At 70.9% G+C, this 20,277-nt stretch carries 18 protein-coding genes; 12 read left to right on the forward strand and 6 right to left on the reverse strand.

Annotated features, from left to right (window positions below; translation table 11 throughout):
* Positions 1-40: 40 nt before the first annotated feature.
* The 7 genes from araB (at position 41) to JOE38_RS14955 (ending at position 9,338) form a co-directional block, all read left to right on the forward strand.
* Positions 41-1,744: a ribulokinase gene (araB, locus tag JOE38_RS14925; RefSeq protein ID WP_204576974.1), complete on the forward strand. Its 1,704-nt coding sequence runs from the start codon at positions 41-43 to the stop codon at positions 1,742-1,744.
* Positions 1,741-2,451, forward strand: a complete 711-nt coding sequence (locus JOE38_RS14930; RefSeq protein ID WP_204576975.1) for an L-ribulose-5-phosphate 4-epimerase — start codon at positions 1,741-1,743, stop codon at positions 2,449-2,451. Before araB ends, JOE38_RS14930 begins: the two co-directional genes overlap by 4 nt.
* Positions 2,448-3,965 carry an L-arabinose isomerase gene (gene araA, locus JOE38_RS14935; RefSeq protein ID WP_204576976.1) on the forward strand — a complete coding sequence of 506 codons (1,518 nt, stop codon included), beginning with the start codon at positions 2,448-2,450 and terminating at the stop codon, positions 3,963-3,965. Before JOE38_RS14930 ends, araA begins: the two co-directional genes overlap by 4 nt.
* A gap of 76 nt (positions 3,966-4,041) precedes the next feature.
* Positions 4,042-5,172, forward strand: a complete 1,131-nt coding sequence (locus tag JOE38_RS14940) for a substrate-binding domain-containing protein (protein ID WP_204576977.1) — start codon at positions 4,042-4,044, stop codon at positions 5,170-5,172.
* Positions 5,173-5,350: 178 nt separating this feature from the next.
* A complete protein-coding gene (gene mmsA, locus JOE38_RS14945; RefSeq protein ID WP_204576978.1) occupies positions 5,351-6,880 on the forward strand; it encodes a multiple monosaccharide ABC transporter ATP-binding protein in 1,530 nt (509 codons plus the stop codon).
* Between the two features lie 5 nt (positions 6,881-6,885).
* A complete protein-coding gene (mmsB, locus tag JOE38_RS14950; protein WP_012037566.1) occupies positions 6,886-8,073 on the forward strand; it encodes a multiple monosaccharide ABC transporter permease in 1,188 nt (395 codons plus the stop codon).
* Positions 8,074-8,726: 653 nt separating this feature from the next.
* Positions 8,727-9,338, forward strand: a complete 612-nt coding sequence (locus JOE38_RS14955) for a hypothetical protein (protein WP_204576979.1) — start codon at positions 8,727-8,729, stop codon at positions 9,336-9,338.
* A gap of 177 nt (positions 9,339-9,515) precedes the next feature.
* Here JOE38_RS14955 and xylA read toward each other — a convergent pair whose 3' ends face one another.
* The gene (xylA, locus tag JOE38_RS14960) at positions 9,516-10,709 is read right to left on the reverse strand and encodes a xylose isomerase (RefSeq protein WP_086520883.1); all 1,194 of its coding nucleotides are present in this window, start codon (positions 10,707-10,709) and stop codon (positions 9,516-9,518) included.
* A 206-nt stretch (positions 10,710-10,915) separates the two neighbouring features.
* Between xylA and JOE38_RS14965 the strand changes: the two genes are divergently transcribed.
* Positions 10,916-12,421, forward strand: coding sequence for a GH1 family beta-glucosidase (locus JOE38_RS14965; RefSeq protein WP_204576980.1), 1,506 nt, complete (start codon positions 10,916-10,918; stop codon positions 12,419-12,421).
* Positions 12,418-12,984 carry a GNAT family N-acetyltransferase gene (locus tag JOE38_RS14970; protein WP_204576981.1) on the forward strand — a complete coding sequence of 189 codons (567 nt, stop codon included), beginning with the start codon at positions 12,418-12,420 and terminating at the stop codon, positions 12,982-12,984. The genes JOE38_RS14965 and JOE38_RS14970 overlap by 4 nt, the downstream gene beginning before the upstream one ends.
* A gap of 39 nt (positions 12,985-13,023) precedes the next feature.
* On the opposite strand, the gene JOE38_RS14975 is transcribed toward JOE38_RS14970, so the two are convergent.
* From JOE38_RS14975 to JOE38_RS14985, 3 genes are all read right to left on the reverse strand, one after another.
* A complete protein-coding gene (locus JOE38_RS14975) occupies positions 13,024-13,461 on the reverse strand; it encodes a MarR family winged helix-turn-helix transcriptional regulator (protein ID WP_204576982.1) in 438 nt (145 codons plus the stop codon).
* 124 nt (positions 13,462-13,585) lie between these two features.
* Positions 13,586-13,921 (reverse strand): hypothetical protein, encoded by a 336-nt coding sequence (locus tag JOE38_RS14980; protein WP_204576983.1) that lies wholly within the window; start codon positions 13,919-13,921, stop codon positions 13,586-13,588.
* A 122-nt stretch (positions 13,922-14,043) separates the two neighbouring features.
* Complete coding sequence (locus tag JOE38_RS14985; RefSeq protein ID WP_204576984.1) at positions 14,044-15,000, reverse strand: LysR family transcriptional regulator; 957 nt, start codon at positions 14,998-15,000, stop codon at positions 14,044-14,046.
* 81 nt (positions 15,001-15,081) lie between these two features.
* Here JOE38_RS14985 and JOE38_RS14990 point away from each other — a divergent pair, with 81 nt between their 5' ends.
* The 3 genes from JOE38_RS14990 (at position 15,082) to JOE38_RS15000 (ending at position 18,623) form a co-directional block, all read left to right on the forward strand.
* A complete protein-coding gene (locus JOE38_RS14990) occupies positions 15,082-16,137 on the forward strand; it encodes an aminotransferase class V-fold PLP-dependent enzyme (protein WP_204576985.1) in 1,056 nt (351 codons plus the stop codon).
* A gap of 130 nt (positions 16,138-16,267) precedes the next feature.
* Entirely contained in the window at positions 16,268-17,503 is a 1,236-nt protein-coding gene (locus JOE38_RS14995) for a multidrug effflux MFS transporter (protein ID WP_204576986.1), read from the forward strand.
* A 40-nt stretch (positions 17,504-17,543) separates the two neighbouring features.
* Positions 17,544-18,623 carry a heparan-alpha-glucosaminide N-acetyltransferase domain-containing protein gene (locus JOE38_RS15000; protein WP_204576987.1) on the forward strand — a complete coding sequence of 360 codons (1,080 nt, stop codon included), beginning with the start codon at positions 17,544-17,546 and terminating at the stop codon, positions 18,621-18,623.
* On the opposite strand, the gene JOE38_RS15005 is transcribed toward JOE38_RS15000, so the two are convergent.
* Both JOE38_RS15005 and JOE38_RS15010 read right to left on the reverse strand, forming a co-directional pair.
* The gene (locus tag JOE38_RS15005; RefSeq protein ID WP_204576988.1) at positions 18,620-19,513 is read right to left on the reverse strand and encodes an aminoglycoside phosphotransferase family protein; all 894 of its coding nucleotides are present in this window, start codon (positions 19,511-19,513) and stop codon (positions 18,620-18,622) included. The two genes, JOE38_RS15000 and JOE38_RS15005, sit on opposite strands and share 4 nt — an antisense overlap.
* A complete protein-coding gene (locus tag JOE38_RS15010; protein ID WP_204576989.1) occupies positions 19,510-20,160 on the reverse strand; it encodes a hypothetical protein in 651 nt (216 codons plus the stop codon). Before JOE38_RS15010 ends, JOE38_RS15005 begins: the two co-directional genes overlap by 4 nt.
* Between the last annotated feature and the right edge of the window lie 117 nt (positions 20,161-20,277).

Below are 20,277 nucleotides of genomic sequence, written 5' to 3' on the forward strand. Positions count from 1 at the left end.
CTTCCCGGATCGCCATGCATCAGACGAAGGAGTCGATCCCGTGCCCAGCGCCCCCGTGAGCACCGCCGCCGAGGCACAGCCCGGTCCGGAGGCCGAGAGCTACGTCATCGGGGTCGACTACGGCACCCTCTCCGGCCGCGCCGTCGTCGTGCGCGTCTCGGACGGCGTCGAGCTCGGCTCCGGCGTCCTCGACTACCCGCACGCGGTGATGGACGACACGCTCGCCGCCACCGGCGCGCAGCTGCCGCCCGAGTGGGCCCTGCAGGTGCCGTCCGACTACGTCGACGTGCTCAAGCAGGCCGTCCCCGCCGCCATCCGCGAGGCCGGCATCGACCCCGCGCGGGTCATCGGCATCGGCACCGACTTCACGGCGTGCACGATGGTCCCCACCCTCGCCGACGGCACGCCGCTCAACGAGGTCGAGGGATTCGCCGACCGCCCCCACGCCTACGTCAAGCTCTGGAAGCACCACGCCGCGCAGTCGCACGCCGACCGCATCAACGCGCTGGCCGAGGAGCGCGGCGAGAAGTGGCTGGCCCGCTACGGCGGCCTCATCTCGAGCGAGTGGGAGTTCGCCAAGGGCCTCCAGCTGCTCGAGGAGGACCCGGAGCTCTACGGGCTCATGGAGCACTGGGTCGAGGCGGCCGACTGGATCGTCTGGCAGCTCACCGGCAGCTACGTCCGCAACGCCTGCACCGCCGGGTACAAGGGCATCCTCCAGGACGGCGAGTACCCGACGCCCGAGTTCCTCGGCGCGCTCAACCCCGACTTCGCCTCCTTCGCCGAGGACAAGGTCGCGCACGAGATCGGCCAGCTCGGATCCGCGGCCGGCACGCTCTCGGCCGAGGCCGCCGCCTGGACGGGCCTTCCCGAGGGCATCGCCGTCGCGGTCGGCAACGTCGACGCGCACGTCACGGCGCCCGTCGCCCGTGCCGTCGAGCCCGGCCAGATGGTCGCCATCATGGGCACCAGCACCTGCCACGTCATGAACAGCGACGTGCTCACCGAGGTCCCCGGCATGTGCGGCGTCGTCGACGGCGGCATCGTCTCGGGGCTCTACGGCTACGAGGCCGGCCAGTCCGGCGTCGGCGACATCTTCGCCTGGTACGTCAAGAACCAGGTGCCCGCGCGCTACGCCGAGGAGGCCGCGGCCGCCGGCAAGAGCGTCCACCAGCACCTCACCGACCTCGCCGCCGACCAGCCCGTCGGCGGCCACGGCCTGGTCGCGCTCGACTGGCACTCGGGCAACCGCTCGGTGCTCGTCGACCACGAGCTCTCCGGCCTCGTCGTCGGCACCACGCTCACCACGCGCACCGAGGAGGTCTACCGGGCGCTGCTCGAGGCCACCGCCTTCGGCACCCGCAAGATCGTCGAGACGTTCAACGCGTCGGGCGTCCCCGTCACCGAGTTCATCGTCGCGGGCGGCCTGCTGAAGAACGCGTTCCTCATGCAGGCGTACAGCGACATCCTCCGCCTCCCCATCTCGGTCATCACGAGCGAGCAGGGCCCGGCGCTCGGATCCGCGATCCACGCCGCCGTCGCCGCGGGCGCCTACCCGGACGTGCGCGTCGCGGGCGACGCCATGGGCAAGGTCGAGCGCGGGAAGTACCAGCCGAGCGAGGAGCGCGCGCTCGCCTACGACCGCCTCTACGAGGAGTACTCCACGCTGCACGACTACTTCGGCCGCGGCGCCAACGACGTCATGAAGCGCCTCAAGTCGCTGAAGAGGGAGGCCCGCGCGTGAGCACCTACGCCCCCGAGATCGAGGTCGCGGTCGCCCGCGTCCGCTCCGAGGTCTCCCGCCTGCACGGCGAGCTCGTGCGCTACGGCCTCGTGGTCTGGACCGGCGGCAACGTCTCCGGCCGCGTGCCCGGTGCCGACCTCTTCGTCATCAAGCCGTCCGGCGTCAGCTACGACGACCTGAGCCCCGAGAACATGATCCTCTGCGACCTCGACGGCAAGGTGATCCCGGACACCCCCGGCTCCCGCAACGCCCCGTCGAGCGACACCGCGGCGCACGCGTACGTCTACCGCAACATGCCCGAGGTGGGCGGCGTGGTCCACACGCACTCCACCTACGCGGTGGCGTGGGCGGCCCGGCGCGAGCCCATCCCGTGCGTCATCACAGCGATGGCGGACGAGTTCGGCGGCGAGATCCCCGTCGGCCCGTTCGCGATCATCGGCGACGACTCCATCGGCCGCGGCATCGTCGAGACGCTCACCGGGCACCGCTCGCGCGCCGTCCTGATGGCGGGCCATGGGCCCTTCACCATCGGCAAGGACGCGAAGGACGCCGTGAAGGCGGCCGTGATGGTCGAGGACGTGGCGCGCACCGTGCACATCTCCCGCCAGCTCGGCACGCCTGCGCCCCTGCCCGCCGAGGCCGTCGACTCCCTGTTCGACCGCTACCAGAACGTCTACGGACAAGCACCCCAAGGAGCCCTGAAGTGAGCCGCATCACCACGTCCCTCGACCACTACGAGGTCTGGTTCCTCACGGGCAGCCAGAACCTCTACGGCGAGGAGACGCTCCAGCAGGTCGCCGAGCAGTCGCAGGAGATCGCCCGGCAGCTCGAGGAGGCGTCGGACATCCCCGTCCGCGTCGTGTGGAAGCCCGTCCTCAAGGACTCCGACAGCATCCGCCGCATGGCCCTCGAGGCCAACGCGAGCGACCGCACCATCGGCCTCATCGCGTGGATGCACACGTTCAGCCCCGCGAAGATGTGGATCCAGGGCCTCGACGCCCTGCAGAAGCCGTTCCTGCACCTGCACACTCAGGCCAACGTCGCGCTGCCCTGGAGCAGCATCGACATGGACTTCATGAACCTGAACCAGGCCGCGCACGGCGACCGCGAGTTCGGCTACATCCAGTCGCGCCTCGGCGTCGTCCGCAAGACGGTCGTCGGCCACGTGAGCACCGAGTCCGTGCGCGCCAGCATCGGCACGTGGATGCGAGCCGCCGCCGGCTGGGCCGCGGTCCACGAGCTCAAGGTCGCCCGCTTCGGCGACAACATGCGCAACGTCGCGGTCACCGAGGGCGACAAGACGGAGGCCGAGCTCAAGTTCGGCGTCAGCGTCAACACCTGGGGCGTCAACGACCTCGTCGAGCGCGTGGACGCGGCGACCGCCGCCGAGATCGACGCGCTGGTCGACGAGTACGAGCGTCTCTATGACATCCAGCCCGAGCTGCACCGCGGCGGGGAGCGCCACGAGTCGCTCCGCTACGGCGCGGCCATCGAGGTCGGGCTCCGGTCGTTCCTCGAGGAGGGCGGCTTCGGCGCGTTCACCACGAGCTTCGAGGACCTCGGCGGCCTCCGTCAGCTCCCCGGCCTGGCCGTCCAGCGGCTCATGGCCGAGGGTTACGGCTTCGGCGCCGAGGGCGACTGGAAGACGGCCGTGCTGATCCGCGCGGCGAAGGTCATGGGCGCGGGTCTCCCCGGGGGCGCGAGCCTCATGGAGGACTACACGTACCACCTCGTCCCCGGCGAGGAGAAGATCCTGGGCGCGCACATGCTCGAGATCTGCCCCACCCTCACGACCGGTCGGCCGAGCCTCGAGATCCACCCGCTCGGCATCGGCGGACGCGAGGACCCGGTGCGCCTCGTCTTCGACACCGACCCCGGCCCCGCGGTCGTCGTCGCCATGTCCGACATGCGCGACCGGTTCCGCATCGTCGCGAACGTCGTGGAGGTCGTCCCGCTCGACGAGCCGCTCCCGAACCTGCCCGTCGCCCGCGCCGTGTGGAAGCCCGCACCGGATCTCGCGACGAGCGCCGCGGCCTGGCTCACCGCCGGGGCCGCCCACCACACGGTCATGAGCACGCAGGTCGGCGTCGAGGTCTTCGAGGACTTCGCCGAGATCGCGCGCACCGAGCTCCTCGTCATCGACGAGGACACGACCCTCAAGGGTTTCACCAAGGAAGTCCGCTGGAACCAGGCGTACCACCGCCTGGCCCAGGGCCTGTAACACCCACACCAGGGGTGCTGGTCCGGCGCAGAAGCCGGGCGAGCGCCTCACAGCAGCAGTACGAAAGGACACGACCGTGAAGATGAAGAAGGTCCTCGTCGGCATCGCCGCCACGAGCATCGCCGTCTCGCTCGCCGCCTGCTCCAGCGGCGGCGGCGGAGGCCGCGGCGGCAGCGCCGGCGGCACCGAGGACAACAAGGGCGCCCTCGTCGGCGTCGCCATGCCCACCAAGACGAGCGAGCGCTGGGTCGACGACGGCAACAACGTCAACGACCAGCTCACCAAGCTCGGCTACAAGGTCGACCTGCAGTACGCCAACGACAAGGTGCAGGACCAGATCTCGCAGATCGAGACCATGCTCAACAAGGGCGCCAAGGCCCTCATCGTCGCGTCGATCGACGGCACCGCGCTGACCCAGGTCCTCAAGACCGCGGCCGACGACGGCGTCAAGGTCATCGCGTACGACCGCCTGATCAACGGCACCGAGGACGTCGACTACTACACGACGTTCGACAACCAGCAGGTCGGCGTGCTCCAGGGCAACTCGCTCCTGCAGGGCCTCGGTCTCGTGGACGCCGACGGCAAGGCCACCGGCAGCACCGAGAAGAAGACCATCGAGGTCTTCGCCGGCAGCCCGGACGACAACAACGCGCAGTTCTTCTACGACGGCGCGATGAGCGTCCTCAAGCCGTTCCTCGACTCTGGCCAGGTCACGATCGGCTCCGGCCAGTCGGACTTCAGCCAGGTCGCGATCCAGCAGTGGAAGCAGGAGGGCGCCCAGGCCCGCATGGAGAACCTGCTCTCGGGCTCGTACCCCGGCGGCGCCAAGCCGGACGGCGTCCTCTCGCCGTACGACGGCCTGTCGCGCGGCATCATCCAGGCCCTGACCTCGGCCGGCGTCGCCAGCAACGCGATGCCGATCATCACCGGCCAGGACGGCGAGAAGGCGTCCGACAAGCTCATCCTCGACGGCGTCCAGTACTCGACGATCTTCAAGGACACGCGCCTGCTCGGCAAGGAGGCCGTCACGATGGTCGACGACCTGCTCACCGGCGGCACGCCCGACGCGCCCGACTCCTACAACAACAAGGTGAAGGACGTCCCGACCAAGCAGTTCGCCCCCGTGACCGTGACGAAGGACAACCTCGTCGAGGTCATCGTGGACAGCGGCTACTACACGCAGGACGAGATCGACAAGGGCGAGTAGCACCCACCCGCACCGCCCCGGCGGCGCACCCGGCCGGTCGACGCTCGCGTCGACCGGCCTCCACCGGGTCGGGCCGGCCGCGCACCGCGGCCGGCCCGCCCCCGGGCGGCGGTCACCCGCCGCACGCAGCACCACCGCCGGGTACCCGGCACCACCATCCACACAAGTGAGGCAGGCCATGGCCAACCACATTCTCGAGATGCGCGGCATCACCAAGACGTTCCCCGGCGTCAAGGCGCTGCAGGACGTCACTCTCGAGGTCACGCGCGGCACGTGCCACGCGATCTGCGGCGAGAACGGCGCGGGCAAGTCGACCCTGATGAAGGTCCTCTCGGGCGTCTACCCGGCCGGTTCGTACGACGGCGACATCGTGCTCGAGAACGAGGTCGTCAAGTTCTCCAGCATCCGCGACAGCGAGAAGTCGGGCGTGGTGATCATCCACCAGGAGCTCGCGCTGAGCCCCTTCCTCTCCATCGCGGAGAACATCTTCCTCGGCAACGAGATCTCCAAGGGCGGCTTCATCGACTGGAACGCCACCAACGTCGAGGCCGCGAAGCTCCTCGCCCGCGTCGGGCTGAGCGACAACCCGGCCACCAAGATCGCCGACATCGGCGTGGGCAAGCAGCAGCTCGTGGAGATCGCGAAGGCCCTGTCCAAGGAGGTGAAGCTCCTCATCCTCGACGAGCCCACCGCCGCGCTGAACGACGAGGACTCCGCCCACCTGCTCGACCTGATCAAGCACCTCAAGGGCCAGGGCATCACGAGCATCATCATCAGCCACAAGCTGAACGAGATCAAGGCGATCGCCGACGCGGTGACGATCATCCGCGACGGCAAGACGATCGAGACCCTCGACCTCGAGCGCGACTCCATCAGCGAGGAGCGCATCATCAAGGGCATGGTCGGCCGCGACCTGCAGAGCCGCTATCCCGACCGCACGCCGGACATCGGCGAGGAGATCCTCCGCATCGAGGACTGGACGGTCCACCACCCGCAGGAGCACTCCCGCGTCATCGTCGACCACGCCAACCTCAACGTCCGCGCGGGCGAGGTCGTCGGCATCGCCGGCCTCATGGGCGCGGGTCGCACCGAGCTCGCGATGAGCGTCTTCGGCCGCTCCTACGGCGCGAACATCTCCGGCAAGCTCTACAAGCGCGGCAAGGAGATCCAGGCCAAGACGGTCGGCGACGCCATCAAGCACGGCATCGCCTACGCCACCGAGGACCGCAAGCACTACGGCCTCAACCTCATCGACGACATCAAGCGCAACGTCTCCGGCGCCGCGCTGGACAAGCTGGCCAAGGCCGGCTGGGTCGACGCGAACCAGGAGTACGTGGTGGCCGACGGCTACCGGAAGTCGATGAACATCAAGGCCCCGAGCGTGGGCGCCATCACCGGGAAGCTCTCCGGCGGCAACCAGCAGAAGGTCGTCCTCTCCAAGTGGATGTTCTCCGACCCGGACGTGCTCATCCTCGACGAGCCCACCCGCGGCATCGACGTCGGCGCCAAGTACGAGATCTACACGATCATCAACGCGCTCGCCGCGCAGGGGAAGGCCGTCATCGTCATCTCCAGCGAGCTGCCCGAGCTGCTCGGCATCTGCGACCGGATCTACGCCCTCTCCGCCGGGCGGATCACGGGACAGCTGCCGATCGCCGAGGCGACCCCCGAGAGCCTCATGTCCTACATGACCAAGGAAAAGGAATAGCAAGCATGTCCAGTCTCAGCAGTGTGGCGGGTTTCCTCGTCAGTCGCCTCAGGCAGATCGGCATCTTCATCGCGCTGATCGCGATCGTGGTGCTGTTCCAGATCCTCACCGACGGGACGCTCCTCGAGCCCCGCAACGTCACGAGCATCGTCGTCCAGAACGCCTACATCCTGATCCTCGCGATCGGCATGGTGATGATCATCATCGCCGGCCACATCGACCTGTCGGTCGGTTCCGTGGTGGCCCTCATCGGTGCCGTCTCCGGCGTGTTCGCGGTGAGCTGGGGATGGCCCTGGTACATCTCCATCATCGCGAGCCTCGTGATCGGCGGCCTCATCGGCGCCTGGCAGGGCTTCTGGGTGGCGTACGTCGGCATCCCCGCGTTCATCGTGACCCTCGCCGGCATGCTCACGTTCCGCGGCCTCGCGCAGATCGTCCTGCAGAACCGCCCCATCACGCCGTTCCCGGACGAGTACGTCTCCGTCGGCGCGGGCTTCCTGCCCGACCCCTCGGGCGGCACCTCCTACCTCGAGTGGGTCACCGTCACGCTGGGCGTGCTGGCCGCGGTCTTCCTCGTCGCGCAGCAGCTCCGCGAGCGTCGCGCCCGCGTCAAGCTCAACCTCGAGGACGAGCCCTTCGCCTGGTTCATCACCAAGCTCGCCACAATCGCGATCCTCGTGCTCGGCATCACGTACCTGCTCGCCAGCTACCAGGGCACGCCGATCGTGCTGCTGATCCTCGCGGTCCTCGTCCTCGTCTACACGGCGGTGATGAACCGCAGCATCTTCGGTCGTCACATCTACGCCCGAGGCGGCAACCTCAACGCGGCGCAGCTGTCCGGCATCAACACGAAGCGCGTCGACTTCCTGCTCTTCGTGAACATGGGCTTCCTGGCCGCGCTCGCGGGCATCGCCTTCACGGCCCGCAGCAACTCGGCGCTCCCCTCGGCAGGCAACGGCTTCGAGCTCGACGCCATCGCCGCGGTGTTCATCGGCGGCGCGGCCGTCACCGGCGGCATCGGCACCGTGACCGGCGCCATGATCGGTGGTCTGATCATGGGCGTGCTCAACAACGGCATGTCGCTGCTCGGCCTCGGCACGGAGTACCAGCAGCTCATCAAGGGCCTCGTGCTCCTGCTGGCCGTCGCGTTCGACGTCTTCAACAAGAGCCGCGGATCCAAGTCCGCGACCTGATCCACCCGCGCTGATTCGCAGACGAAGGGCCCGGCATCCGAGTGGATGCCGGGCCCTTCTGTCGTGCGGGGTGCTAGCTCGTGCAGGTGCTTTGCTCCCTGCGGAAATATGAGCATACACAAACCACCTGTCGGGCGGGCGCGGACTGTAGCTCAAAAAAGGCATGCGCTTCGCCACAAAGTAGCAGCAGCGACGCCCCCGCAATGGGGGTCTTCTTGTTTGAGATGAGGCGTTATCCTCCCCTTATGGCGGTAGAGACATATTTGGTTTGGTGTCGAGTTGCGGGCCCCTCGCTCCCACGAGAACTTATAAAAATTGGCGACGTGCTGATTGGCCCAGTCGAAAAAGGTGAAACGCCACCGGTCGTGGGTACTGGGTCTATAGAGTCAACAATGTACTCTCACTTTAATCAACCCGAATCTTATCCCATAGTTTCCGGGCAGTGTTGGATGCGTGTACCAGTAGAAGCCGAATCGGTGTACGAAGCGCAAAAGCTCGTCGCCATGACATGGGCGCCTCGCGTGGCTGCTGCTTTGACCCTGGCGCACAGAGGTATTGCATACCGTATACAGGTTGTGGGAACTACTCGACCTGAGGTTGGCGGCGAATCATCTGGCCCGACGCATGCAACGCAATTCTGGGTTGATGTACCCATGGATCTACCGACCATGCAACGAGTGGCGCTGTACCTAGAAAATGCGGTGGAGTCCGATGCTCTAGATACTGCTACGCAACTCCTCATGCGTGGCCAATACCTCAAAGACTCGGGAGATAGTCCGACTTTTAAGTCGGGCGCAGTGCTCGCGCACTTCCAGTGCATAGAGCGCATATCCACGTTCTTTCCCGGAGTCGAGGCGCCTGACGGCGACGATCGGCGCGTAGCGATTGTTAATAAGTTGCGGGATGATCTGCAAACGAAAACAAAGCTGCATAAGCAGATGGAGTCGATTCGAACTGCGAGAAACGCGCTCGAGCGTCTGGATAATAGATTTGCCGACATGAAGATCAGAAACGCCGGTAAGGCTCTGGGTCTCGGAGCAGACTGGATCGACGAGGCTGTCAAGCTCACCCAGTTTAGAAATCAACGGCTGGGTCATGGCGGAACTCTGGCTAGCGACGAAGAGCTTGAGTATTGGCTCAATTCAAGCACTGGGCTTGAGGGGCGATCGTTTGAGGTGGCAGCACACATGGTTGCCGCGCTCACTCACTTTTTGTGGCAAAAACGTCAGGCGGACGCGGAGAAAGTGGTTGCTGAAATACATTGACCAGAGTCCTCTTAGAGAGCTACATGACCGGCGCAGCGCCGCCATCAAAATTTCAGGATGCGATGGATACAGCGATCCGCCGCCGCCTTTTGGCTGTGCACACTTGACTGAGCTGCAGAGGGCCCGGCATCCGAGTGCATGCCGGGCCCTTCCGTCGTACGGGGTGCGGGGGAAGCTCTAGGAGCGCGCGCCCATCAGGTGCTCGAGCGCCAGCTGGTTGAGGCGCACGAAGCCGAAGCCCTTCGCGTCGAAGTACTCGTCGGCCGCGAAGTCCTCGTAGGAGGAGCGGTCGGCGAGGATGTCGTCGTAGGACTCGCCCTCGTTCAGCGTCGGCGTGTAGATGTCCTGGACCTTGGCGGCGGCCAGCGCCTCCTGGACCTCGGGGTCGGCGCGGAACGCCTGCGCGCGCTCCTTGAGGAGCAGGTACATGCGCATGTTCGCGGCGGCGGAGTCCCACACGCCCGTGATGTCCTCGGTGCGGCTGGGCTTGTAGTCGAAGTGACGCGGGCCGTCGTAGGAGCGGCCGCCGCCCACGCCGCCGTTCTCCAGCAGGTCGACGAGCGAGAACGCGTTCTGCAGGTCGCCGTGGCCGAAGACGAGGTCCTGGTCGTACTTGATGCCGCGCTGGCCGTTGAGGTCGATGTGGAAGAGCTTGCCCTGGTACAGCGCCTGCATGATGCCGGCGGTGAAGTTGAGGCCCGCCATCTGCTCGTGGCCGACCTCGGGGTTCACGCCGACGAGCTCGGGGCGCTCGAGGGTCTCGATGAAGGCGAGCGCGTGGCCGAGCGTGGGCAGCAGGATGTCGCCGCGGGGCTCGTTGGGCTTCGGCTCGATCGCGAAGCGGATGTCGTAGCCCTTGTCGGTGACGTAGTCGCCGAGGAGGTTGACGGCCTCGCGGTAGCGCTCGAGCGCACCGCGGACGTCCTTGGCGGAGTCGTACTCGGCGCCCTCGCGGCCGCCCCACATCACGAACGTCTGCGCGCCGAGCTCGGCGGCGAGGTCGATGTTGCGGAGCACCTTGCGGATCGCGAACCGGCGGACGGCGCGGTCGTTGGAGGTGAAGCCGCCGTCCTTGAAGACGGGGGCCGAGAAGAGGTTCGTGGTGACCATCGGCACGACGATGCCGGTGTCGCTGAGCGCGCCCTTGAGGCGGTCGATCTGCGTCTGGCGCTCCGCGTCGGTGGAGCCGAAGGCGAAGAGGTCGTCGTCATGGAACGTGAGGCCGTAGGCGCCCAGCTCCGAGATGCGCTCGACGCCCTCGACCACGTCGAGGTCGGAGCGGGTGGGGCCGCCGAAGGGATCGGCCCCCGTGTATCCGATGGTCCAGAGTCCGAACGAGAACTTGTCCTCGCGGGTGGGGGTGAGCGCCATGGTGTCTCCTGTCAGCGTCGTCGGTGATTTGTTGCTGACTACAACCTAACCGGAGCGGGCCCGCGGCACAACGTCGACACGGCGCCGGGGCGGGTCGGCTGGACGCGCCGCGGGGGCCCGGGCAGGATGGCAGGAGGTCGTCGTCGACCGCGCGCGTGCGCATCCGCCGGCCCGCCATCGCCCCGACGGAGAGGTCCCCGCCCGCCATGACCGACGCATCGCCCGCCGCACCCGGTTCGCCTCGGGACCCCGCCGACGACCGAGGGGAGGGGCTCGCGTTCCCGCCCGGCTTCCTGTTCGGATCCGCCACCGCGGCCTACCAGATCGAGGGCGCGGTCGACGAGGGCGGCCGCGGCCCCTCCATCTGGGACACCTTCAGCCGCACGCCCGGGAAGGTGCTCGGCGGGGACACGGGCGACGTCGCCGACGACCACTACCACCGGCTCGAGTCCGACCTCGACCTGATGCAGGCGCTGGGCCTCGAGGCGTACCGCTTCTCGATCGCGTGGCCGCGCATCCAGCCGACCGGGCGCGGCCCCGCGAACGCGGACGGGCTCGCCTTCTACGGTCGGCTCGTCGACGGGCTCGTCGCGCGGGGGATCACGCCCATCGCGACGCTCTACCACTGGGACCTCCCGCAGGCGCTCGAGGACGAGGGCGGCTGGACCAACCGGGAGACCGCGTACGCGTTCGCCGACTACGCGCGGATCATGGGCGAGGCGCTGGGCGATCGCGTCGGCACCTGGACCACGCTCAACGAGCCGTGGTGCTCGGCGTACCTCGGCTACGCGGCCGGCGTGCACGCGCCCGGTCGCACCGACGCGGAGGACTCGTTCCGCGCGGTGCACCACCTCAACCTCGCGCACGGGCTCGCGGTCCGCGCGCTCCGGGAGGTCGTGCCGGCGGACGCGCGCTTCTCCATCACGCTGAACCTGCACGTGATCCGCGGCGAGGGCGGCACGGGGGCGGAGGCCGTGCGGCGCGTCGACGGCGTCGGCAACCGCGTGTTCCTCGACCCGCTGCTGCACGGGCGGTACCCCGCGGACGTGCTCGCGGACACCGCCTCGATCACGGACTGGTCCTTCGTGCTGCCCGGCGACACCGAGCTCATCCGCCAGCCGCTGCACCTGCTGGGGGTCAACTACTACAACACCAGCCGGGTGCGGATGCGGGACGGCTCCTCGGCGGGCGGCGGCACCTCCATCCATGGCGACGTCGCCGCGACGCCGTTCCCCGGGACGGACGACGTCGAGTTCCTGGAGCAGCCCGGCCCGTACACGGCGATGGGCTGGAACATCGAGCCCCAGGGCCTCGAGGACCTGCTCGTCTCGCTGCACGGGGAGTTCCCCGACCTGCCGCTCATGGTGACGGAGAACGGGGCCGCGTTCGACGACGAGGTGACCATGGGCGACGACGGCGTGCGCGCCGTGCACGACCCCGCGCGGATCGACTACCTGTCGCGGCACTTCGCCGCGGCCCACCGCGCGATCGAGCGCGGCGTGGACCTCCGCGGCTACCAGGTGTGGTCGCTCCTCGACAACTTCGAGTGGGCATTCGGGTACTCGAAGCGCTTCGGCATCGTGCACGTCGACTACGCCACGCAGGAGCGCACGCCCAAGGACAGCGCGCTCTGGTACGCGCGTCTCATCGCCGACCGCGCCATCCCCGCGGCCGACGCGCGACCCGAGCGCCACGTGCGTCCCGGGGCGTGAGCGGGCCCCCGCCCGGCACCGACGAGCGCGCCGTGCTCGCGGACGGCGTCGTGATGCGGCCCGCGCGGATCACGGACGCCGCCGCGCTCGCCGCGGCGTACCGCGCCAATCGGGAGCACCTCCGCCCCTTCGAGCCCGCGCGCACGGATGCCTTCTTCACGTCGGCGGGTCAGCGCGCGCAGCTCGCGGGGCGCATCGCCGAGCGGGCGGCCGGATCCGGCCTGCCGTACCTGATCGTCGAGGGCGACCGCGTCATCGGCCGCTGCGACCTGTTCGCGGTGAAGCGCGGCGCGGCGCAGAGCGCGAGCCTCGGCTACTGGATCGACCGGGAGAGGCAGGGCAGGGGGCTCGCGACGGCGGCGGCCCGGGAGGCGGTCCGCATCGCGCGCGCCGCCGGGCTGCACCGGCTGGAGGCGTCGACGCTGGTGGGGAACGGCGGGTCCGAGGAGGTGCTCACGCGCGCCGGGTTCGACGCCATCGGGATCGCCCCGGCGTACCTGCGGATCGACGGCGCGTGGAGCGACCACACCCTCTGGCAGCGGGTGGTCGACGGCGCGCGGTGACCGCGTCCGGCCCGCGATCGGCGTGCGCGTCGTCGGCGCTCAGGCGTCGAGGAGCAGCTCGGTCATGCTGCGCAGGCGCGCCTGCGCGGTCGAGTCGGCGCCGCTGCGGTGGACGACGTCGTCGTGCACCTGGTCGGCGACCCGCAGGAGGTCGGGCAGGATGCCGCGCCCGCGCTCCGTGAGCGCGATGAGGAGGCGGCGCTCGTCGGCCTGGTCGCGCTGGCGCGTGATGTAGCCGAGGAGCTCCAGGCGCTTGAACAGCGGGGACAGCGTGCCCGGCGTGAGCTGCACGGCGTCGCTCAGGTCGCCCGCGCGGCGGGGGTCCTGCTCGTGCAGCGCGAGCATCACGAGGTACTGCGGGTGCGTGAGGTGGTAGGGCTTGAGCAACGGCCTGTAGAGCGAGATCACCGCTCGGGATGCGGCGGCCAGCAGCAGTCCCATGTCGCGGTCGAGCAGCGCTCCGTCGTGGTCCGTCATGTGTCCTCCTGGCCGTCTGCGAGACGCGTCCCCCGACGGCCTGATCCCTTCGGACGCTACTCCCGAGATCGAGCAGCGGCGCGACCGGGGACCGCACGCACAGCCCGCGCGGAGGCCCGCGTCATCACTCGGTGCCGGGCGGCATCCACCCCTGCTCCATCTGGTGGCGGCGCACCCGGGCGACCGCGCGGTCCGCGTCGACCGGCACGGCCTCCCAGATGATGCCGGAGCCGTCGAGCCAGCCCAGCGCGAGCATGGTGTCGGCCAGGTCCTCCACGAACATGGCCACCGTCGTGCCGTGCGAGCGGATGAGGTCGCCGTGCAGGCTCCAGCCGAAGTACGCGGACAGGTACCTGGCCTGCTCGGAGTGGCTGCGCTGCAGGTGCCGGTTCTGCCGCTCGGTGGATCCGCCCGAGGCCTGGACCTCGTCCTGCAGCTCGTCGCCGTGCTCGTCCGACATGCGTCCTCGTCCCTCCGGGTCTCGGGCCCGCGGTGGACACCGGAGGCAGACCCCTCAGACACTACGGAGGACGTCCGACAATCCGCCAGGAGCGGGTCTGCCCGCGGCCCGCGAGCGGGGCCTCACGCCCGGCGGAGCTCCCAGTCGCCCACGCGCAGCCGAGCGAGCGCCTCGACGGCGGCGTGCACGGCGGGCGACGCGGATCCGCCCGGCGCCGTGACGACGTGGACCACGCGCTCGCCGACTCCGGAGATCCGCCGCCGGACGACGCCGCGGGGGAGGGGCGCGGTCGCGAGGGCCAGCGACGGCAGGAGGGCGACCCCGAGCCCCGCCTGCACCATCCCCACGGCGGCGGCCGCGTTGTCCGTCTCGAAGGAGGTCGCCGGCGCGAAGCCGCTGCGGGCGCACGCGCTCACCAGGTGGCGGCGGCAGCGCACGCAGCCGGCGATCCACCGGTCGTCGGCGAGGTCGCGGAGCGCGAGCGGGCCGCGGTGCCGCAGCGCCCGCGCCTCCGGCAGCACGGCCCACAGCGTCTCGCGCCAGAGCGGCCGTGACTCCAGGCCGTCGAGGGAGCGCGCGGCGGGATCGTCCGGGTCGTCCGGGTAGGCGAAGGTCACGGCGACGTCGGCCTCGCGCGCGCGGACCGCCGCGACGGCCTCGGGCGGCTCGGCCTCGAGGTAGCCGAACCCGAGGCCCGGGTGCGCCGCCGCGAGGCCGCCGAGCAGCCGCGGCACGACGGTCGACGACGCCGACGGGAACGCCGCGACGCGGACGGTGCCCGCGCGGAGGCCCCGCAGGTCGTCGAGCTCGTCGGCCGCCTGGTCGATGGCGTGCACCACGGTCTCGGCGTGCCGCGCGAGGACCCGGCCGGCCTCCGTGAGGACGACGCCCCGGCCGGCGCGCGCCGTGACGGGCACGCCGATGCGCGCCTCCAGGCGCCGGAGCGTCTGCGACAGGGCCGGCTGGCTGACGCCGAGCGCCTGGGCGGCCGCGGTGATCGAGCCGCGGACGGCCAGGGCGTGCACCGCGGCGAGCGCGGCCGAGTCGAGGTCGCGTGCGGTGGAGGCAGCGTCGGTCATGCGCGGATCATAACGCGCGCTTATGGGACGCATGCCGGGCGGGGTCTTGCTCGATGGATCCGCCCTCGTCACGCTGGACGCATGACGACCGCGCCGCTGCCCGCCGACCTCCGCGACCTGTTCGAGGCCGGGCCCGGCTACCTCTCCGCCTGCACCATGGGCCTGCCCACGCGCGCGACGGTCGAGCGCCTGCGGGCCGACCTCACGACGTGGTCGGCCGGGGGATCCACCGCGCACGGCTACGGCGGCGTCGTCGAGGGCGTCCGCGCGTCGTACGCGTCGCTCGTGGGCGTCGACGTGGGATCCGTGGCCGTCGGCTCGCAGACCGCCTCCTTCGTGAGCGTGCTGGCCGCCGCCGTCCCCGCGGGCGCCGAGGTGCTGTGCGTGACGGGCGACTTCAGCTCGCTCACCTACCCGTTCGTCGTGGCGGAGGCGCGCGGCGTCGTGGTGCGGCACGTGCCGCTCGAGGAGCTCGCGGCAGAGATCGGCCCGCGCACGCACCTCGTCGCGTTCTCGCTCGTGCAGTCCGCCGACGGCCGGGTCGCCGACGTCGCCGCGATCCGCGAGGCCGCGCGGATCCACGACGCCTTCACGCTGTGCGACACCACGCAGGCGGCCGGCGCCATGCCGATCGACGCGAGCCTGTTCGACGCCACCGCCTGCCACGCGTACAAGTGGCTCTGCGCCCCGCGCGGCGCGGCGTTCCTCACGCTGTCCGACCGCTACCGCCGGACCCTCGTGCCCGTGCAGGCGAACTGGTACGCGGGCGCGGACGTGTGGGCGTCCTGCTACGGACCCGCGATGGCGCTCGCCGAGGACGCGCGCGCGTTCGACGTGTCGCCCGCGTTCGGCGCGTGGGTGGGCGCGGCCCCGGCGATCGCGCTCTTCGCGCGCCTCGACCTCGACGCCGTGCACCGGCGGAACGTCGAGCTCGGCGACCTCGTGAGCACGGGCCTCGGCATCGAGCCGCGCGGGCAGGCGATCGTCACGTGGCCGGACGCGGACGGCACCGACCTCTCCGCGCTCGGGGCCGCGGGGATCGTCGCGTCGGGACGGGCGGGCCGCGCGCGCATCGCCTTCCACCTGTGGAACGACGAGGACGACGTGGAGCGCGTCGTCCGCGCGCTGCGGCGCTGAGGAGCGGACGCACGGCGATTCCCTGGGCTGGGAATAAGCCGGGCGCAGGCCCGTTGGACCTCGAGGCGGTGCACGCGCACGCCCTCCCTCCTGCGGCGCCCCGCGCCCCCTCTCCTCGAAGGAACGCTCCGTGTCGTCTGCCGCCATCCACCCCGGTGACGCGCTCTCCCGCCGGGAGCGCATCGTCTACATCATCGTGCTGGGCGCCCTCGTCGGCCTCGGCCCGTTCACGATCGACCTCTACCTGCCCGCCTTCCCGGTGATCAAGGAGCAGTTCGGCGTCTCGGACGCGGCCGTCCAGCTGACCCTCACGGGCACGACCGTCGGGTTCGCGCTCGGCCAGCTCGTGGTCGGGCCGTGGAGCGACCGGGTGGGCCGGCGCCTGCCGCTGATCGTCGCCACGAGCCTGCACATCCTCGCGTCGCTCGGCGCCGCGCTCGCCCCCGACGTCACGGTGCTGCTCGTCTTCCGCATCCTCCAGGGCGCGGGTGCCGCGGGCGGCGCGGTCGTCGCGATGGCCATGGTGCGCGACCTGTTCGGTGGCCGCCCGCTCGTGCGCATGCTCTCGCGGCTCGCCCTCGTGACCGGGCTCGCGCCGATCCTCGCGCCCGTCATCGGCTCGCAGCTGCTGCGCTTCGTCGACTGGCGCGGCGTGTTCTACGCGCTCACCGCCTACGCGATCCTCGTCGTGATCGCCGTGACCTTCTTCATCGTCGAGACGCTGCCCAAGGACGCCGTGCGCATCGAGGAGAAGGGGACGCTCCTCCGCCGCTACCGCTCGGTGCTCGGCGACCGCGTGTTCGTCGGCGTCGCCCTCATCGGCGGCATGCAGTTCGCCGGGCTCTTCTCCTACCTCTCCAGCTCGTCGTTCCTGTTCCAGGACGTGTACGGGTTCGACGCCCAGCAGTTCGGGATCCTGTTCGGCATCAACTCGCTGGGGGTCGTGATCGGCAACCAGATCGCGGCGCGGCTCACGAAGGTCATCGGGCCGCAGTGGATCCTCGCGGGCGTCGTCACGGTGCAGTTCCTGGCGTCGGCGACGATCGTCGTGCTCGGCACGTTCACCGACGCGGGGCTGCTCGGCACCCTGATCCCGCTGTTCTTCTTCATCCTCGCGTGCGGCTTCGGCTTCCCCTGCGTGCAGGTGCTCGGCCTCGTGAACCACGGGCACGAGGCGGGCACCGCGGCGTCCCTGCTGGGTGCCGTGAACTTCGGCCTCGCGGGCGCGATCTCGCCCATCGTCGGCGTGATCGGCATCACCTCGGGCGTGCCGATGGCCGCCGTCATGGGCGCGTGCGCGGTCGTCTCGATCCTCTCGATGTGGCTCATCGTCCAGCCGCGGACGGTGCCGGCGCTCACCAACTGACGGCCGTCGACCGGCCGGGAGCGCTGGGTAGGGTGAGGCCATGAGCCCCGCCCGCGACCCGGCCCGCCTCCGGGGCGTGGACGCCGCCCGGGGCCTCGCGGTCCTCGGGATGATGGCCGCGCACGTCGCGGTGCCGCGCACGCTCGAGCTCGACGAGCCGGCGACCTGGCTCGCCATCACGGACGGCCGCTCCTCCATCCTCTTCGCGACGCTCGCGGGCCTGTCCATCGCCCTCATGTCGGGGCGCGAGCGGCCGGTGGACGGGAGCGACCTCGCGCGGGCGCGGCTCCGGATCCTCGTGCGCGCCGCGTGCCTGTTCCTCCTCGGCGGGCTGCTGGCGTCGCTGCAGACGTACGTCGCCGTGATCCTCGAGGTCTACGCCGTGCTGTTCGTCGCCCTGCTGCCGCTGCTGCGCTGGCGGGCGTCGCGGCTGCTGGCGCTCGCCGCGGTCGCCGCCGTCGCGCTGCCGGTGGCCACGACCGCGCTCGCCATCCACTTCGACGGCGCGCTCATGCGACCGGATCCGTTCGTGGTGCTCGTCGTCACCGGCCACTACCCGGCGCTCACGTGGGTGGTGTTCGCGATCGCGGGCCTCGGGATCGGCCGGCTCGCGCTCGGCTCCGCGCGCGTGCAGCTGCTGCTCGTGACGGTGGGCGCCGGGCTCGCCGTGCTCGCGTACGGCGGATCGGCCCTCGTGGAGGCGGCCGTGCCCGCGCCGCCGCCCGGCTGGGAGTTCATCCTCTCGACCACGCCGCACGAGGGGTCGCCGTTCGAGGTCGTGGGATCCGGCGGCTTCGCCATCGCCGTGATCGGCCTGTGCCTGCGCATCGCCGCGCTGCTCCCGGCCGTGCTCGTGCCGCTCGAGGCGGTGGGGCAGCTCGCGCTCACGGTGTACGCCGTCCACATCGTGGTGATCGACCTCGTCGCGCCGGAGGGCGAGCTCATCGCGGACGACGGCGCGTACCTGGCGTTCGTCGTCGTGACGGTCGCGCTCTGCCTGCTCTGGACGAGGGTCATCGGGCGCGGGCCGCTCGAGCGCGCTCTGGGGGCGGTCGCGGGGCGCGCGTCGGACCTCGCGCCGCGGGGATCCGGGGAGCGCATGCCGGAGCGCGCCAGCTAGAGGGGGCGTCCGAGGCCGGGGCGGGCGTCGCGCGCGGAGGCGCCGAGCCGGCCGAGGGCCGCGAACCGGGGCCGGCTCGCGGCGTCGTCCGCGTCCCACGCGGCGGACAGCGCGCACCACGCCTCGGTCCAGGCGAGCACGGCGTCGAGGTCGGCGCCCGTCACCTCGGCGACCACGCGCGCGCGGCGGTCCAGGCGTCCCGGTCGCAGCGCGATCGCGGGGGTCGGGTTCGCGAGGACGTTCGCCGTGTCGAAGCCGGGGTCGCCCACGAGGGCCTTCGGGTCGATGGCGAGCCAGTCGTCGTCGTCGCTGTCGCTGCTGCCGCCGCCGCCGCCGAAGCGCAGGACGTTGCCGTGGTGGACGTCGCCGTGCAGCACCGCGGTCGGCCCGGATCCGGCGAGCAGCTCGCGGGCGACCGCCGCACCGCGGTCCAGGGACCGGGGGAGCGGCCGCTCGGGTGCGACCAGCTCGCGGAACCAGTCGGCCAGGGGCACGGCGTCGGACTCGACCCGCGGATCCAGCGGGACGCGATGCAGCCGGGCGGCGGCGCGGGCGAGGATCCGCGTGGCCCGGTCGTCGCGCGCGTCCGCGTCCGGCCCGTCGGCCGACGCCTCCCGCACGAGGATCCCCGGGTCGTCCGCGCGCGCCATGAGCACGGTGCCGTCGGCGTCCGACGCGAGCACGGGCGCGGCTCCGCGGCCGGCCCACGCGGCCATCAGGCGTCCGCCGCGGCGCTCCTCCTCCACGAGCGGCACCTTGAGCATCAGGCGCGCGCCGTCGCGGCGGACCGGGGCGATCACGCTGCTGGCCGTGCGGACGGACGGGCCGTCCGGATCCAGCCGCCAGCGCTCGAGCAGGGGCTCGAGCATCGGCAGGACCGCGTCCGTCACAGCCGGATCGACACGGGCACGCCCGTGAGCGCCATGATCCCGACGACCGCGCCGATCACGGCCACGCCCAGGAGCACGAGCGCCCCGGCCAGCGCGAGCCGCGACCGCTCGTACCAGGGCAGGATCCCGCGACGTGCCCCGCGCAGCTCCGCCATCGTGAGCACCTTGGCCTGCTCCGTGAGCGGCAGGTCGAGGTCGGCCGCCATCGAGCGCATGGTCCAGAGGTCGTACACGTGGCCGCTGAGGCGGAGGAGGAGCCGGCCGTCGACGTCCATGACGAACAGGCGCGGCTGCGTGTCGAGCGTGAGGCCCTGGTAGACGTGCACCACCAGGAGGTCGTGGACGGTGCTGCCGCGGACACGCGTGCGGCGTCCGAGGAAGCGGGACTCGACGTCGCCCGTGGTGTGCGAGATGCGCACGTAGGAGGTGAGGTAGAGGCCGGCCAGCAGGGCGCCGAGCAGCACGACCACGGCGACGCCGAGGAGCACGGCCGCCGCGTTGCCGGTGGGGACGGCGAGCACGAGGAGCGCCGCGCCCAGGGGCACGACGAGCGCGAGCGCGGCCAGGCCGAGCTGCCGGAGGAGCGCCGCACGGGGGCGGAGGAGCGTGCTCGCGCCGTCGTCGGGTGCGTCGCCGTCGTGCTGCACGTCGCCTCCGGTCGTCCGACGCCGTCATCGCGTCTGCGGTCGCCAGGTGCGCCGCGCGCATCTCGGGACGGGCGGCACCCGCGGGTGCGGGCGGGACGACCGGTCCAGCCTAGGCGG

The organism is Clavibacter michiganensis (genome assembly GCF_016907085.1).
Taxonomy (GTDB): Bacteria; Actinomycetota; Actinomycetes; order Actinomycetales; family Microbacteriaceae; genus Clavibacter; species Clavibacter michiganensis_O.

What these genes read in the sequence shown, in the direction of transcription:
- mmsA (WP_204576978.1), top strand. Translation starts at nt 5,351, where the DNA reads ATGGCCAACCACATTCTCGAGATGCGCGGCATCACCAAGACGTTCCCC.
- mmsB (WP_012037566.1), top strand. Translation starts at nt 6,886, where the DNA reads ATGTCCAGTCTCAGCAGTGTGGCGGGTTTCCTCGTCAGTCGCCTCAGG.
- JOE38_RS14955 (WP_204576979.1), top strand. Translation starts at nt 8,727, where the DNA reads ATGGATCTACCGACCATGCAACGAGTGGCGCTGTACCTAGAAAATGCG.
- xylA (WP_086520883.1), bottom strand. Translation starts at nt 10,709, where the DNA reads ATGGCGCTCACCCCCACCCGCGAGGACAAGTTCTCGTTCGGACTCTGG.
- JOE38_RS14965 (WP_204576980.1), top strand. Translation starts at nt 10,916, where the DNA reads ATGACCGACGCATCGCCCGCCGCACCCGGTTCGCCTCGGGACCCCGCC.
- JOE38_RS14975 (WP_204576982.1), bottom strand. Translation starts at nt 13,461, where the DNA reads ATGACGGACCACGACGGAGCGCTGCTCGACCGCGACATGGGACTGCTG.
- JOE38_RS14980 (WP_204576983.1), bottom strand. Translation starts at nt 13,921, where the DNA reads ATGTCGGACGAGCACGGCGACGAGCTGCAGGACGAGGTCCAGGCCTCG.
- JOE38_RS14985 (WP_204576984.1), bottom strand. Translation starts at nt 15,000, where the DNA reads ATGACCGACGCTGCCTCCACCGCACGCGACCTCGACTCGGCCGCGCTC.
- JOE38_RS14990 (WP_204576985.1), top strand. Translation starts at nt 15,082, where the DNA reads ATGACGACCGCGCCGCTGCCCGCCGACCTCCGCGACCTGTTCGAGGCC.
- JOE38_RS15000 (WP_204576987.1), top strand. Translation starts at nt 17,544, where the DNA reads ATGAGCCCCGCCCGCGACCCGGCCCGCCTCCGGGGCGTGGACGCCGCC.